This is a genomic window from Bradyrhizobium sp. SZCCHNGR1005 (genome assembly GCF_032489995.1).
In the GTDB taxonomy this organism is placed as follows: Bacteria; Pseudomonadota; Alphaproteobacteria; order Rhizobiales; family Xanthobacteraceae; genus Bradyrhizobium.
Genome location: NZ_JAUEZC010000017.1, coordinates 1 through 13,570, shown reverse-complemented (window position 1 = coordinate 13,570; position 13,570 = coordinate 1). Strand labels below are relative to the sequence as shown.

Below are 13,570 nucleotides of genomic sequence, written 5' to 3'. Positions count from 1 at the left end.
GTTACTGATGCGTTTGACGAAGTTGGCGGGGGGGCTCGCCGTGCTGGTGGCGTTGTGGTGTGCACCGTCCCAGGCAGCAGACGAGATTGTCGTCGGTTTTGCCACCGCGGCATCCGGCTTCATGCAGGCCTACGATAAGCCGGCCCAGGATGCAGCGATGATCCGCATCGAGGAGATCAACAAGGCCGGCGGGCTGCTCGGCAAGAAGATCAAGGCGGTCTTCGCCGACACCAAGACCGACCAGGCCGAAGGCGCCAAAGCGGGCCTGGCCGTGCTCGACCAGGGTGCGGACCTCGTCATCGTCTCCTGCGACTATGATTTCGGTGCGCCAGCCGCCTTGCAGGCGCAGGCCGCCAACAAGGTCTCGTTCTTCCTGTGCGCCGAATCGATCAAGGCCGGAATCCCCGGCGTCGGCCCCTACTCCTTCTCGGCGTCCGTGCTGGCGGCCGTGCAGGGCGCAACCATGGCCGAATGGGCGTACAAGAAGAAGAACGCCCGCAGCTTCTACCGGCTGCTCGACAGCTGGACCGTCTACAACAAGGGCATCTGCGACGGCTTCGACTGGATGATGCCGCATCTCAAGGACGCCACGCTCGCCGGCAGCGATACCTTCAAGAATGACGACGCCTCGATCGCCTCGCAGATCACCCGCATCAAGAGCCTGCCCAAGGAACCGGACGCCATCATGCTGTGCACGATGATGCCGGGCGCAGTTTCCGCGGTGAAACAGATCCGGGCCGCCGGCATCAAGTCGATGATCCTCAACGGATCGAGCATGGATGGCAGCTATTGGCTGAATGCCGTCCCGGACCTCTCGAACTTCTATGTGCCGGTGCAGGGCTCGATCTACGGCGACGATCCCAATCCGAAGGTCGGCGAGTTCAACAAGAAATACAAGGAAGTGACGGGCGGCGATCCGTCGAGCCAGTATGTCTATCCGGGCTACGTCCTGATCGACGTCTGGGCCAAGGCGGTCGAGCGGGCCAAGACGACCGACGCCGAAGCCGTGGTCGCCGAGCTCGAGAAGATGAACAACGAGCCGACCCTGTTCGGACCGCGCACCTTCAGCAAGGAGCTGCACCACCAGAACCAGGGCCGGTACCTGATCGTCGATACCGAGCAGGGCAAGCCGAAGGTGATCGACGAGTGGACGATCTCGGAAAAGATTCCGGTCGACTATCTCGTGTCGAAATAGACCCTTGAAAGGCGCCGCAGCTCATAAATAGTCTGCGGCGCCCCTCACTCTGATGATCTAAAGAGCGCAGACGCCGGGAGAACGACGGGAAATGGTCACCATCAATTGCGACATGGGCGAGGCTTTCAGTATTTACAAACTCGGCGATGACGACAGCCTCATGCCCCTGATCGACGTTGCCAACGTCGCCTGCGGGTTCCACGGCTCCGACTTCAACCACATGCGCAGGACCGTGCGTCTGGCCAAGAAATACGGCGTCAAGGTCGGGGCGCATCCCTCGCTGCCCGATCTGCAGGGGTTTGGACGGCGCGAGATGAAGCTCGGCCGCGAGGAGATGACCAATTGCATCCTCTATCAGGTCGGCGCGCTCAAGGCCTTCCTGGATGCGGAGGGCATGGCCCTCAATCACATCAAGCCGCACGGTTCGCTCTATGGCATGGCTTCGCGGATGGAAGAGATCGCAGATGCGGTCTGCGATGTGGCCGACGTCTACAAGGTGCCGCTGTTCGGGATGAAAGGCACGCTGCACGAGACGGTCTACCCGCGTCGCGGCCACAGCTTTGTCGCCGAATATTACGCCGATCTCGATTACAATCAGGACGGCTCGCTGATCGTGACCCGCGAGCACGACGCCAAGGACCCGACCGAGGCGGCCTCGCGCTGCCTGCGCGCCATCACCGACGGCCAGACGAAAACGGTGGCCGGAAACGACGTCGCCGTGGGATCCGACTCCATTTGCGTCCATTCTGACACGCCGAACGCGGTCGCGATCACCAAGGCCGTGCGCGAGGCCCTCCGCTCCTATTTGCCGGCGCGCTAATCCGATCGACCCGCGACAATCACGAGGACACCATGGCTATCCAGCAGATCTTTTCTCCCCTGCCCGGCATTTTCTACCGCAAGCCCGCGCCCGACCAGCCGGCCTACAAGAGCGACGGCGACGCCATCACCGACAACGACACGATCGGCCTGATCGAGGTCATGAAGTCGTTCAACGAGGTCAAGGCCGGCATCACGGGCAAGCTCGTGCGATTCCTCGCCGAGAATGAAGACGCCGTGATGGCCGGTCAGCCGATCGCCGAGGTCGAGGTTTGAGGGCGCCCGATCGATCCATGACCATCCAAAAACTTCTGATCGCCAATCGCGGCGAGATCGCCGTGCGCATCATCCGCGCTGCGCGCGAGCTCGGCATCGCCACCGTGCAGGTCTACAGCAAGGCGGACAAGGAGTCGCTTGCGGTCCGGCTCGCCGACGAGAGCGTCGAGATCGGGCCGGCGCAGGCGTCGAAATCCTATCTCAGGCGTGATGCGATCCTGGCCGCAGCCAACGAGACCTCCGCCGACGCGATCCATCCCGGCTACGGCTTCCTTGCCGAGAACGCCGAATTCGCGGCGGCAGTGGAGGAAGCCGGGCTGGTCTTCGTCGGACCGACGGCGCAATCGATCCGCCTGATGGGCGACAAGGTCGCCGCACGCGCGGCGGCTGCCGCAGCTGATGTGCCCACAGTGCCCGGCAGCCGCGGCCGGCTGGAGTCGGCGGAAGAGGCGTTCGCCCTGGTGGAGACGACGGGCTTCCCGGTGGTGATCAAGGCGGCGGCCGGTGGTGGCGGTCGCGGCATTCGCATCGCGCGCTCGGCCGAGGAATTTCATCATCTGATGCCGCAGGCACAAGCGGAGGCGCTCGCCGCCTTCGGCGACGGAGGCCTCTACGTCGAGAAGCTGATCGAAGGCGCGCGGCACATCGAGGTGCAGGTGCTCGGCGACGGGCACGACGTCATCCATTGCTACGAGCGCGAATGTTCGCTGCAGCGGCGCCGGCAGAAGGTCTGGGAGGAAGCGCCCTCGCCATCGCTGCCGTCCGCCGTTCGGGAGCAGCTGTGCGCCTCCGCCGTTGCGCTCGCCAAGGCGGTGCATTACCGCGGCGCCGGCACGCTGGAATATCTCTATGACAGCAGCAGCGGCGCGTTCTATTTCCTGGAGATGAACACCCGTATTCAGGTCGAGCATCCCGTCACCGAGATGGTCACCGGCATCGACCTCGTGCGCGAGATGATCCGGATCGCGGGCGGCGAGCGCCTGCGCATCAGCCAGGATCAGGTGCGCCTGCACGGTCATTCGATCGAAGTCCGGATCAATGCCGAAGACCCCGCAAAGGGCTTCATGCCCAACCCGGGCACCGTGACTGCCCTCGACGTCCCCGGCGGCAACGGCGTCCGTTTCGATAGCATGCTCTATCCCGGCTATACGGTGCCGCCGTTCTACGACAGCCTGCTCGGCAAGCTGATCGTGCATGATGAGGACAGGGCCGCTGCGATCCGGCGACTCGCGCGTGCGCTGACCGAGTTGAACATCGAAGGCCTGGTGACGACCAAGTCTCTCCATCAGGCGCTCGCACAGGATTCCGAGGTGCAGGCGGCGCGGTTTCATACCGCCTGGCTGGAGCCATGGCTGGAAGCCAATGCCGCGCGGCTCGTCGCACCTGCCGCGCCAGCCCGTGCCGTCATCTCAGAACCCGCCCCGTCCGCAACAGGAGGCCAGTGATCCCGATGCAAACCAGATTTTCCTTCGGCGGCGATGAGCACATCTTCGCCGAGGTCGACGAAGCGATGTCGCTTGAGGCATTCTTCAAGAGTCTCTTCATCACCAACGCCGTGCGCGACGCCAAGATCAAGGGCGTGACCGAGATCTGCCCGGCCAACGCGTCATATCAGGTGAAGTTCGATCCCGACGTGATCAAGCCGGACGATCTGCTCGCCGAGCTGAAACGGATGGATGCGGCGGCCGACAAGTCCGAGCCCGTGATCGCGACACGGATCATCGAGATTCCTGTGCTCTACAACGATCCCTGGACGCATGAGACCCTGATGCGCTTCCGCGAACGCCATCAGGACCCGGCCAGCACCGATCTCGAATATTCCGCACGCATCAACAATCTCGACGGCGTCGATGCCTTCATCGAGGCGCATTCCAGCGCGCCCTGGTTTGTCTCGATGGTCGGCTTCGTTGCCGGCCTGCCGTTCCTGTACCAGATGGTCGAACGCCAGCGGCAGATCCAGGCCCCGAAATATCTGCGCCCGCGCACCGACACCCCAAAGCTGACGATCGGGCACGGCGGCTGTTTCAGCTGCATCTATTCGGTGCGCGGCGCCGGCGGCTACCAGATGTACGGCGTCACGCCGATGCCGATCTACGATCCCAACCAGACCATCAGCTATCTCAAGGACTTCATGTGCCTGTTCAAGCCCGGTGACATCGTGAAGTGGAAGCCGATCGACCGCGCTGCCTACGATGCGGCGGTCGCCGATGTCGACGCCGGCCGCTTCGCTCCCGTGATCCGCGACGTCTCGTTCTCGCTCGCCGAATTCAACCGCGACATCGACGGCTACAATCGCAAGCTGGAGGGCGTTCTCCATGGCCATTAAGGTGTTGAAGCCGGGTCTGGCGACCACTGTGCAAGACCTCGGACGTCCGGGCTATTATCACATCGGCATCCCGCTCTCGGGCGGCATGGACCGGCACGCGCTCGTGGCCGCAAATTTGCTGGTCGGCAATCCCGAAGGCGCTGCGGTGCTCGAGGCCGTCTTCATGGGGCCGGAGCTGGAATTCACCGACGACGCCATGGTCGCCGTGACCGGGGCCGAGCTGCCGCCGAAACTGGACGGCCAGCCGCAGCAGACCTGGTCATCCTTCAAGGTGAAGGCCGGCCAGAAGCTGTCGTTCGACTTCCTGAAGAAAGGCGCGCGGGCTTATATCGCGGTGGCCGGCGGCATCGACGTGCCGGTGGTGCTCGGCTCGCGCTCGACCTATGCGCTCGGCGCGCTCGGCGGCTTCAAGGGTCGCAAGCTGGAGGCCGGCGACGAGCTGCCGGTCGGTGTGGCGACAGCCGTTGCGGAAGGACGCACCGTCCCCGCCTCCCTGCGTGGCCTGCCCCCGGGCATGCCGACCGAGCTGCGCGTGATGCCCGGCCTCTACTGGCACCGCATCACCGAGGCCGCAGGCATCGGCTTCTTCGATGATACTTGGAAGGTCGCACCGGAGGCCGATCGGATCGGCTACCGTTTCAGGGGCGGCAAGCCGCTCGAATTCGTGCCGCGCGAGCCGCCCTTCGGGGCCGGCTCGGATCCCTCCAACATCACCGATGCCTGTTATCCCTATGGTTCGATCCAGGTGCCCGGCGGCACCGAACCGATCGTGCTGCATCGAGACGCGGTGTCGGGTGGCGGCTACTTCATGGTCGGCACCGTGATCTCCGCCGACATGGATCTGATCGGCCAGTTGCAGCCGAACACGCCGGTGAAGTTCGTCAAGGTGGACATGGAGACGGCGCTGTCGGCCCGCAAAGACAAAGCCGAACTGCTGGCTGGGCTCCGCTCCTCGCTCGCGGCCTAATCGCCGGAACTGGAGTCCCCCTTCTGCCTCCGCACGGGACAGCTGGCTCAAGAGGCTGACGACAAGACCCCGGCCCGATCGTCGCATGTCGAGCGATCGGGCACGGCAATTGCTGCGTAGAATTGCGTCCCATCCTCGGAGTGCGTGATATGCAGGCCAGTTACGCGACCGCCGACATCCCCCGCCACAGCCGCCGACAGTTCTGGCAGGACGTCGTATCCAGGATCTATTTTCCGCTGGATCTGTCCTTCCCGGGACGTCGCGACTTTCAGGGCAGCCTGGCGGCGTGGTCGCTGGGCCCGGTGTCCGTCTCCCGCAATGTCTCGGATGGCCTGCTCTACAAGCGCCATGCGCACCATCTCCTCGCCGAACGCGAAGAGAGCTACCTGATCACGGTACCCGACCATGGCGAGATCCGCTTCGCGCAGGACGGCAAGGACGTCCGCTGCGGACCCGGAGCGTTCCTGATCGAGCGGAGCCACTCGCCATATGAGTTCAGTCATCGCGATCCCGCCGCGCTCTGGGTGCTGAAGATTCCGGGCGCCGCGCTGCGCGCGCGCATCGGCTGCCCGGAACGTCTTGCCACCCGGCAGATCGATGCCGCACGCGGCGCCGGCGCCCTCTTCGTCGATACGCTCCGCCTGACCGGCGCACGGATCGAGGAGATCGATGAACCGGCGCGCGCGCTGACCGGCAGACATCTGATCGACCTCCTGGTGATGGCGGTCGAATCCGATCGGAGCGAGCTCGTCGGCCAGTCCTCCTCGGTGCGCAACGCGCACCTGCATCGCTGCGAACATTTCATCCGGACCCATCTCGACGACATGCGGCTCGTCCCCCAGGTGGTGGCCGATCGATGCGGTATCTCGCTGCGATATTTGCACCAGATCTTCGAGGCCGAGGGCATCACCGTGTGCAGCTACATCCGCAACCAGAGGCTCGCGATGTGCGACGCCATGCTGCGCGATCCGGCGTGCCGGAAGAGCCTGGCTGAAATTGCCTATCATTGGGGGTATGGCGACCAGGCGCAGTTCAGTCGCCATTATCGCAGTCGTTTCGGTCGCACGCCGAGCGAAGCGCGCGCTGCATACCGCGCCTGCGATGCCTGAAAATCGCTATCGCCACCGTCTGGATCGCGATAAAGCTTACGCTTCCGTCCTCAGAAAGCCACCTTGTCCATGCGAACGAATTCCCTGCAGAGCAAAGATATCGCCCACCAGATCCATCCCGCGACCAATATGAGGCGGCATGAGCGCGTCGGTCCGATCGTGATCAGCCGCGGCTCCGGTATCTATGTCTATGACGACGAGGGGCGCGAATATATCGAAGGCCTTGCGGGCCTGTGGAGCGTGGGGCTCGGTTTCGGCGAGAAGCGGCTGGTCGAGGCGGCGACGCGGCAGATGGCCAAGCTGCCCTATTACCACATCTTCACCCACAAGTCCCACGAGCCCTCGACGCTCCTGGCCGAGAAGCTCGTCTCCCTGGCCCCTCCCGGACTGAAGCATGTGTTCTTCACGAATTCCGGTGGGGAAGCCAACGACAGCGCGATCAAGTTCGTCTGGTACTACAACAACGCGCTCGGTCGCACCGAGAAGAAGAAGTTCATCGCCCGCCAGGGCGCCTATCACGGTATCACGATCGGCGCCGGCAGCTTGACCGGGCTGCAGGCCAACCAGCGCGGCTTCGACCTGCCCCTGCCCTTCGCCAAGCACGTGACTTGCCCGCATTACTATCGCTTCGGGCTGCCCGGCGAGAGCGAGGAAGCGTTCACTGAACGGCTCGCGACCGAGCTCGAAGAGCTGATCCTCAGCGAGGGACCGGACACGGTGGCCGCCTTCATCGGCGAACCGCTGATGGGCGCCGGTGGCGTGATCGTGCCGCCCGTGAACTACTGGCAGCGCGTCCAGGAAGTATGCCGCAAATACGACGTGCTCGTCATCGCCGACGAGGTGATCAACGGGTTCGGTCGTCTCGGCACCACGTTCGGCTGCGACACTTTCGGCATCAAGCCGGACATCCTGGTCTGCTCCAAGCAGCTGACGTCGTCCTACCAGCCGCTTGCCGCCGTACTCATCAGCGACACCATGTATCAGGCGATGGCCGATCAATCCGACCGGCTCGGCACCTTCGGGCATGGCTATACCACCAGCGCGCATCCGGTCGCGACCGCGGTTGCGCTGGAGAACCTCGCGATCATCGAGGAGCGCGGGTTGGTCGCGCACGCTGCCGAGGTCGGCGCTTACTTACGCGAAAAGCTGGCGCGCTTTGCCGATCATCCGCTGGTTGGCGAAGTCCGCGGCCGCGGCCTGATCGCGGCGGTCGAACTGGTCGCCGACAAAGCGACCAAGGCGCGCTTCGAGCCGATCGGCAAGGTCGGCATGAAGTTCTTCGACCGCGCCCATGATCACGGCCTGATCATCCGCAACATCGGCGACAGCATCGCAATCTGTCCCCCCATGATCATCACCCGGGACCAGATCGACGAACTGCTGAAGCGCTTCGCCGCGACGCTCGAGGACGTCAGCGCCTGGGTTAGCGCCGGCATGCCGGAGGCTTGATCGGCCGATCTCGCCCCCCTCTTGGCAGGGCTATCGCATATGGCGACGATCGACTTCGCAACGATAGGCCTGCCAATTGGATACCGGTCATAGCCGGGCTCGTCCCGACGGCGCGGTCGAAGCCGCTTCGGCGCGGCGAAGGTCCGGTCATCCACGCCCTGAAGTCGTTGAGGCGGCAAAACATGCGCTCGATGAGATTGCGTCGTTTGTAGGCCTTGGCATCGTACCGGCCGCCAATGCCCAGAAAAAGCAGAGAATTTCGTACCGAGTTCACCCCGCTAAAGTTCAACTCCTCCGCGTCTCCGGTTTGAAATCAAAGCAAGAAGCCACGATCGCGCCAACGATGGCTGCGCCGGCGGCGCTGGCAACGAGGGTCCATCCGCCGGCTGTCACAAGCGCTCCTGCGGCGGCCGTACCGATAGCTCCGGCAACGTAGTAGAGCAGCAAATAGGCCGAGTTCAGCACGCCTGAGCGAGCGGGATCGAGCCGGACGATATCGGCTTGGTTTGCGACCTGCGCGGCAAAACAACCGGCATCGAATACTGCAAGGGCCGGAGCTGACGCGAGTGGCTGACCGAGCGACGATAGGAGGATGAGCGCCGAAGCGGCTGCAGCCGTAAGGCCGGCAAGCTTGACTCGACGCGCGCCATACCGGTCCGCAAAGCGTCCGGCCACTGGTGTGACGAAGAGACCGAGCAGCCCGACAAGGCTGTAGAGACCGATCGCATCAGCGTTCAGCGACCACGGCGGCTGTGCCAGTGAGATCGCGAGCCCTACCCATATGGTGCTGAACGCAAAGAACCAGAGCATGCCCGCCGCTGCGGACAGGCGCAGTTGCGGAAACAGAATCAACAGCGCCGGCACCGAACGCAGTGTGAAGAAGTACCCCTTTGTGGGCTGCGGTCGACTAGCCGGCAGCCTCAGAGCCGTCGCCAGCGCGGCAACGCAACAGGCGCCAGCGAAGCAAAGCAGCATTGCCCGCCATCCGACCCATGTCGACAGCAGACCGCCGACGAAGCGCGACAGCAGAATGCCGGCCGAGATGCCGGCGGAGATAAGGCCCATCTGCCTGCCCCGGTGTGCAGGCGCTGCGAGCTTTCCGACGATCGCGCTCGTCTGCGCGGCGACCGTGGTCATCGCTCCGACAAGAACGAAACAGACGAGGAGAAGGCCCACGCTCGGCGCCATCGAGGCAGCAATCAGCGCTGCGGCCAGCGCAAGGAGTTGACCGGGGATCAATCGCCGCGGGTTCACATGGTCGGCCAGCGGCACGAGCAGCGCCAGCCCCGCAAGATAGCCGAGCATGACGCCAGAAACCGTCATGCTGATCGCGCTCGGCGTGGTGCCGATATCCTGCGCGATTGCATCGAGGCTCGGCTGGATTGCGTAATTGTTGGCGATCGCTCCACCGGCCGTGACGGCCAAAAGGACGATCAAGCCGGCGGAAAGCGGCGTCTCTCGCGGGTCGGCCAGAGTGGTCACGCGGCCCCCCGCACGGCGATAGCCTCGACCTCGACGAGGATTGTGTCCTCGACGAAAGGCAACGCATGCACCAGCGAAAACGCCGGTCGGATCGCATTATAGACCTCGCCATGGGCACGCGCTGCGTCCTGCCAATGCTCGAAATCGGCGACGACCAGCCGGCTTTGCACGACATCGGCCAGAGCGAAGCCGTTCTCCGTCAGAACCTTTTCGATCGTGCCGAGAGCGTCCCGGGTCTGGGCGTAGACATCGGCACCCTGACCTGCCGTCCCCGAAATGTAGATCGTGTCGTTCACGATAACGGCCCGCGAATAGCCGACCTTCGGCTCCCACGAGGAGCCAGTGCTGACGAGCGTGCGCATGACGTTCCCTATATAACCACTGAGGTAGTAGTTGATACTATTGTCACTTACTACCATAGTAGTCAATAGATTCAAATCCGCTTCTTTGAGGAGCCGCCTGCGCGCAGACGCAGTCGGCCTGAGTGCCATGGCCACCGACCCTGAACTGATCAACACACTGATACGTCTTGGCTTTTCACAATATGAGGCACAGGCTTACATCGCGCTGGTCGGCCAAGGTGCCCTGACGGGTGCCGAGGTCAGCCGAGGCGCGGGCGTACCGCCGTCCAAAATTTACGAAACGCTCGGACGGCTGGAGAGCAAAGGAGCGGTTCTGGTCAACCGTTCTGAACCAGTGCGCTACTCTGCCGTTCCGCATGCCGACCTGCTGGCCGTCGCCCGGTCTCGTTTCGAAGCTGATGTCTTTGCCGCCAAAGAAAAGCTCGATCACTTGCCCGTTCAGGAGGAACTCGGCCTTGTCTGGTCACTGCGCAGCCGTCAGACGATCGTTCAGGCTTTCGCGCGTGTCACGGCCGGAGCCGAGCGCCACATCTTTGCGGGCATCTGGGACGAGGAGATGGACGAGATCGGTCCGCTGCTCGAGCAAGCGACAGCGCGTGGGGTCGATACTCAGGTGGCAATCTATGGCAAACGGACGCTTGTCGGACCGCACACATACGATCTCTCCGAATGCGGGGCGAGCGCGCGCTTGCGCCTTTCCGGACGCCGGCTGGCCGTTGTCGTGGCAGATGACAGCCAGACTGTCGTCGCCGAATTCGGCGACCGCACGCCCGATCAGGCTGTTTTGACGACCAACCCGGTGACGATCCTTCTTGCGGTCGAATACATCAAAGCCGATGTCAGCGGTCGCCTGCTCATCAACGCGATGTCGGCGAGCGAGTATCGGCGGGTTCTGGCGACGCCGGATATGCGGGCGATTCTGAGCCCAGCCGTAAGCCAATGAGCCCAGCCGTAAGCCAAGTCGATGAGACATGACCCAAGACTTTCCATGCCTCCGCTGCCCGGCCTTTCCTTGACAGGGAGGCTGCGAGACAGGCTCACGCGCATGACTGAGCGCCTTCTATTGTAGGCAACTCGTGGGCACGGCGCCATTGAGAGCTTGAACGTGGACACACCACGAACGCGCCCTTGCCACCCTACGCTGGCTGCTTTGGTCACTGCAATCTCAGTTCAATTTTGTCCTCTTGCTCGTCACCGCCGGGGCCGTGAGCCGAAATGATTTCAATAAGCCAATCAAACACCGTTGGCCCCTTGCGCAAGAGTGCGGCATTCAATTCTCTTGTGACGTGGTCCCTGTTGGCGGGATGACATCGCCCCAGTCGTAGCTGTAACTGTCGGACGGTCTCTTCGTATCCGAGACGCTGCTTGGATATTCCGTGGTTATGCCAACAAAGTATGAAGCCTCCATCCGGGGTCCCGAAGCCACCTCGCAGGATGTCGTTGAATGCGTCCAAATTCTTGCCCCACGGCCACGTCCCCACGCTGCGGCCGAAATGATCGAAGAATTCCTCCAAGGTAGAAAAACTTAGTCCTTCGATGTGAAACGTGGATCTTGTATCGGTCACGTAACGCGTCCCTGCATTTCGTCCGACCTATCGTAGCAGAAGCAGGTGCGTGACGTTAGCTTCGGGTCACTTGCTGCTTTCCTGGATCAACAGCCGCTTCGATCGGTTTCCCCCTGACAGCTGCCCGACTTCTGCGATGCCGGATTTCCGCGGCAGCGGAAGGCGACAGCAGCGATGTCGGGAAGACTTCTGGTATGAGTCACAAGCGGCCTATCGGCCCCCGACTTCCGGTCGAGGCCCGGAAGCTGACATCGCGGACGCAGACCGGAAGGTCCGGGACGGGCCACAAGCAGAAGATGATTGGAGAAACCTACGCTGCTACAATAAGCAAGTAATCACGCTGCAATACACTCACGTTTTGGAGGTCATAGTGGTCCACGATCTGATCGCAGCAGCCGAGAAAGTTGATGACGAACGGGCATTCATTCAGCTCTTGCAGACGATGGCGCTGGATTGGGAAGATCAGCGGGAAAAGGAGTTAGTGAACCCATCGTCACCATACTCGGCGGGAGCAAACGGCTGGGAAAGCGGCTCCATCGGACAATTTTTGGAGTCTGCAGCAGCTTGGGCCGAGGACACGCTGCCCACCGCTGACTCTCGGCCAGACGTATCTGATGTTTGGCGTCGCGCGGCGATGATCGTAGTCGCAGGAGCATTTTATGAATGACACAGTTTAGCAAGCGTAGGGTGGGCAAAAGCGCCGCCATCAGCGGCGCGTGCCCACCATCACGGTTTGTATTGATAAGCAACTCGTGGACACGGCGCCTTTGAGAGCTTGAACGTGGACACACACGCTTGCGCCTTTGTCCACCCGATGCTCGCTAACTAGAATTCGATAAGACAATCCAAAACTATCTTCTCTGTATGAGCGTTTCATAGGATCGCTGTATCGAAATCAGCTTGAGCCCAAGCTGAGCATCATGTTCGAGCGTACCGGCTACGAAACCATGTCCGAGGCCAATTCGGGTACAAGTCGTGTGACCGGTAACGATTCTTACCGAGTCGCTATCGAGTGTTCCCCTGACGACCCTTTCGACCCGAGCATTCATCACAGCCAATCGACCATAGTACGGGGAGCTAATATCGGCTTCTCTGCTGACGATTGTCACCTCGACGACGACTGGCGCATCGATTCCCTCGGGGATATGGTCAAAGAGCACACCAGTTTGTACGCTCGCCACCGCGCAGGCATCTGCCCGGTCGAATACAATACAACCAACAATCAAGCAAAGCGCACAAAGCCATGTCGTCTTCCATTTACGCATATTTGCACGCCGACCGCCAATCATCGCACCACGATGCCAAGTCTTCGAAAAGTCTGCAACGGGTCGAGGGCGGCTTTTCAGCAAGCGTAGGGTGGGCAAAGCGCCGCCATCAGCGGCGCGTGCCCACCATCATGGTTGTATTGATAGGCAACTCGTGGGCACGGCGCCATTGAGAGCTTGAACGTGGACACACCACGAACGCGCCTTTGCCCACCCTACACTGGCTATGGCGTGCCGAGCGGCGCGCTGTTTCTGTGTGCATCCTTAGAGGTGGGCTAACGCCAAGCTATTTGAGCTGGAGAGAGTCGGGACCGCGAACCTCAGTCCAGTGTGTGACGCCGAGTGCACTCGATAGCACTTGCATTACGACGGAGTTGTTGAGGACAGCATCTTTGGCGTGATTCACTTGGACTCCCCTGATTCCGCTCCTCCAGACCGCGTCTGGTCGAACTTCTGGCTTTCCCTGCCACCGGCGGGTAAAGTAGAAAACTCGCCACTCCTCGCCGGGGAGACGATAGCAGCCCTCAATATGGTCGCAATCTTCCGGATAGTAACAATCGAAGCTAATCTCGGCATTCATTCGGAGCGCCACTGAGGCAGCACAATTGCCGAGCCTGTGACTGCCGGGGGCAGTACCCCAAAAGATGAGCGGATGACAAGTGGCCCGAGGTCCGTTGTGGGTCTTGGCCGCGTGAAAACGTTTTGTTGCGGGGGGCGCCGCGTTGAACCCCGTGGGGTCCCCGGATTGGCGCCGA

The 13,570-nt window shown here is 62.3% G+C and carries 14 protein-coding genes; 11 read left to right on the top strand and 3 right to left on the bottom strand.

Features of this window, described 5'->3' with window-relative positions; genetic code table 11:
• Positions 1-7 precede the first annotated feature (7 nt).
• The 8 genes from QXZ85_RS33220 to QXZ85_RS33185 all read left to right on the top strand — a co-directional run bounded on the left by QXZ85_RS33220 (position 8) and on the right by QXZ85_RS33185 (position 8,141).
• Positions 8-1,195 carry an ABC transporter substrate-binding protein gene (locus QXZ85_RS33220; protein ID WP_315705919.1) on the top strand — a complete coding sequence of 396 codons (1,188 nt, stop codon included), beginning with the start codon at positions 8-10 and terminating at the stop codon, positions 1,193-1,195.
• Positions 1,196-1,286: 91 nt separating this feature from the next.
• Positions 1,287-2,015 carry a LamB/YcsF family protein gene (locus tag QXZ85_RS33215; protein ID WP_315705918.1) on the top strand — a complete coding sequence of 243 codons (729 nt, stop codon included), beginning with the start codon at positions 1,287-1,289 and terminating at the stop codon, positions 2,013-2,015.
• Positions 2,016-2,047: 32 nt separating this feature from the next.
• The gene (locus QXZ85_RS33210) at positions 2,048-2,290 is read left to right on the top strand and encodes an acetyl-CoA carboxylase (RefSeq protein ID WP_315705917.1); all 243 of its coding nucleotides are present in this window, start codon (positions 2,048-2,050) and stop codon (positions 2,288-2,290) included.
• 17 nt (positions 2,291-2,307) lie between these two features.
• Positions 2,308-3,735: an acetyl-CoA carboxylase biotin carboxylase subunit gene (locus QXZ85_RS33205; protein ID WP_315769699.1), complete on the top strand. Its 1,428-nt coding sequence runs from the start codon at positions 2,308-2,310 to the stop codon at positions 3,733-3,735.
• Positions 3,736-3,740: 5 nt separating this feature from the next.
• The gene (locus QXZ85_RS33200) at positions 3,741-4,616 is read left to right on the top strand and encodes an allophanate hydrolase subunit 1 (RefSeq protein ID WP_315745500.1); all 876 of its coding nucleotides are present in this window, start codon (positions 3,741-3,743) and stop codon (positions 4,614-4,616) included.
• A complete protein-coding gene (locus tag QXZ85_RS33195) occupies positions 4,606-5,583 on the top strand; it encodes a biotin-dependent carboxyltransferase family protein (protein ID WP_315705914.1) in 978 nt (325 codons plus the stop codon). The genes QXZ85_RS33200 and QXZ85_RS33195 overlap by 11 nt, the downstream gene beginning before the upstream one ends.
• Before the next feature lie 149 nt (positions 5,584-5,732).
• Positions 5,733-6,692: a helix-turn-helix domain-containing protein gene (locus QXZ85_RS33190; protein ID WP_316175648.1), complete on the top strand. Its 960-nt coding sequence runs from the start codon at positions 5,733-5,735 to the stop codon at positions 6,690-6,692.
• Positions 6,693-6,761: 69 nt separating this feature from the next.
• A complete protein-coding gene (locus tag QXZ85_RS33185; RefSeq protein ID WP_316175650.1) occupies positions 6,762-8,141 on the top strand; it encodes an aspartate aminotransferase family protein in 1,380 nt (459 codons plus the stop codon).
• 285 nt (positions 8,142-8,426) lie between these two features.
• Here the strand turns inward: QXZ85_RS33185 and QXZ85_RS33180 are convergent, their stop codons facing one another.
• Positions 8,427-9,623 (bottom strand): MFS transporter, encoded by a 1,197-nt coding sequence (locus QXZ85_RS33180; protein WP_316175652.1) that lies wholly within the window; start codon positions 9,621-9,623, stop codon positions 8,427-8,429.
• Positions 9,620-9,985, bottom strand: a complete 366-nt coding sequence (locus QXZ85_RS33175) for a RidA family protein (RefSeq protein WP_315763066.1) — start codon at positions 9,983-9,985, stop codon at positions 9,620-9,622. Before QXZ85_RS33175 ends, QXZ85_RS33180 begins: the two co-directional genes overlap by 4 nt.
• 127 nt (positions 9,986-10,112) lie before the next feature.
• On the opposite strand from QXZ85_RS33175, the gene QXZ85_RS33170 reads away from it, so the two are divergent.
• Positions 10,113-10,928 (top strand): TrmB family transcriptional regulator, encoded by an 816-nt coding sequence (locus QXZ85_RS33170; RefSeq protein ID WP_316175654.1) that lies wholly within the window; start codon positions 10,113-10,115, stop codon positions 10,926-10,928.
• A gap of 211 nt (positions 10,929-11,139) precedes the next feature.
• On the opposite strand, the gene QXZ85_RS33165 is transcribed toward QXZ85_RS33170, so the two are convergent.
• Positions 11,140-11,550: a barstar family protein gene (locus tag QXZ85_RS33165; protein ID WP_315769709.1), complete on the bottom strand. Its 411-nt coding sequence runs from the start codon at positions 11,548-11,550 to the stop codon at positions 11,140-11,142.
• 370 nt (positions 11,551-11,920) lie between these two features.
• On the opposite strand from QXZ85_RS33165, the gene QXZ85_RS33160 reads away from it, so the two are divergent.
• Together QXZ85_RS33160 and QXZ85_RS33155 are read left to right on the top strand one after the other, a co-directional pair.
• Positions 11,921-12,217: a hypothetical protein gene (locus tag QXZ85_RS33160; protein WP_315769711.1), complete on the top strand. Its 297-nt coding sequence runs from the start codon at positions 11,921-11,923 to the stop codon at positions 12,215-12,217.
• A 253-nt stretch (positions 12,218-12,470) separates the two neighbouring features.
• Positions 12,471-12,905: a hypothetical protein gene (locus tag QXZ85_RS33155; protein ID WP_315769713.1), complete on the top strand. Its 435-nt coding sequence runs from the start codon at positions 12,471-12,473 to the stop codon at positions 12,903-12,905.
• Positions 12,906-13,570: the final 665 nt, after the last annotated feature.

Coding starts and splice junctions, on each gene's coding strand:
- QXZ85_RS33195 (WP_315705914.1), top strand. CDS start 4,606: ATGGCCATTAAGGTGTTGAAGCCGGGTCTGGCGACCACTGTGCAAGAC.
- QXZ85_RS33190 (WP_316175648.1), top strand. CDS start 5,733: ATGCAGGCCAGTTACGCGACCGCCGACATCCCCCGCCACAGCCGCCGA.
- QXZ85_RS33155 (WP_315769713.1), top strand. CDS start 12,471: ATGTTCGAGCGTACCGGCTACGAAACCATGTCCGAGGCCAATTCGGGT.
- QXZ85_RS33215 (WP_315705918.1), top strand. CDS start 1,287: ATGGTCACCATCAATTGCGACATGGGCGAGGCTTTCAGTATTTACAAA.
- QXZ85_RS33200 (WP_315745500.1), top strand. CDS start 3,741: ATGCAAACCAGATTTTCCTTCGGCGGCGATGAGCACATCTTCGCCGAG.
- QXZ85_RS33185 (WP_316175650.1), top strand. CDS start 6,762: ATGCGAACGAATTCCCTGCAGAGCAAAGATATCGCCCACCAGATCCAT.
- QXZ85_RS33205 (WP_315769699.1), top strand. CDS start 2,308: ATGACCATCCAAAAACTTCTGATCGCCAATCGCGGCGAGATCGCCGTG.
- QXZ85_RS33170 (WP_316175654.1), top strand. CDS start 10,113: ATGGCCACCGACCCTGAACTGATCAACACACTGATACGTCTTGGCTTT.
- QXZ85_RS33210 (WP_315705917.1), top strand. CDS start 2,048: ATGGCTATCCAGCAGATCTTTTCTCCCCTGCCCGGCATTTTCTACCGC.
- QXZ85_RS33175 (WP_315763066.1), bottom strand. CDS start 9,985: ATGCGCACGCTCGTCAGCACTGGCTCCTCGTGGGAGCCGAAGGTCGGC.
- QXZ85_RS33220 (WP_315705919.1), top strand. CDS start 8: ATGCGTTTGACGAAGTTGGCGGGGGGGCTCGCCGTGCTGGTGGCGTTG.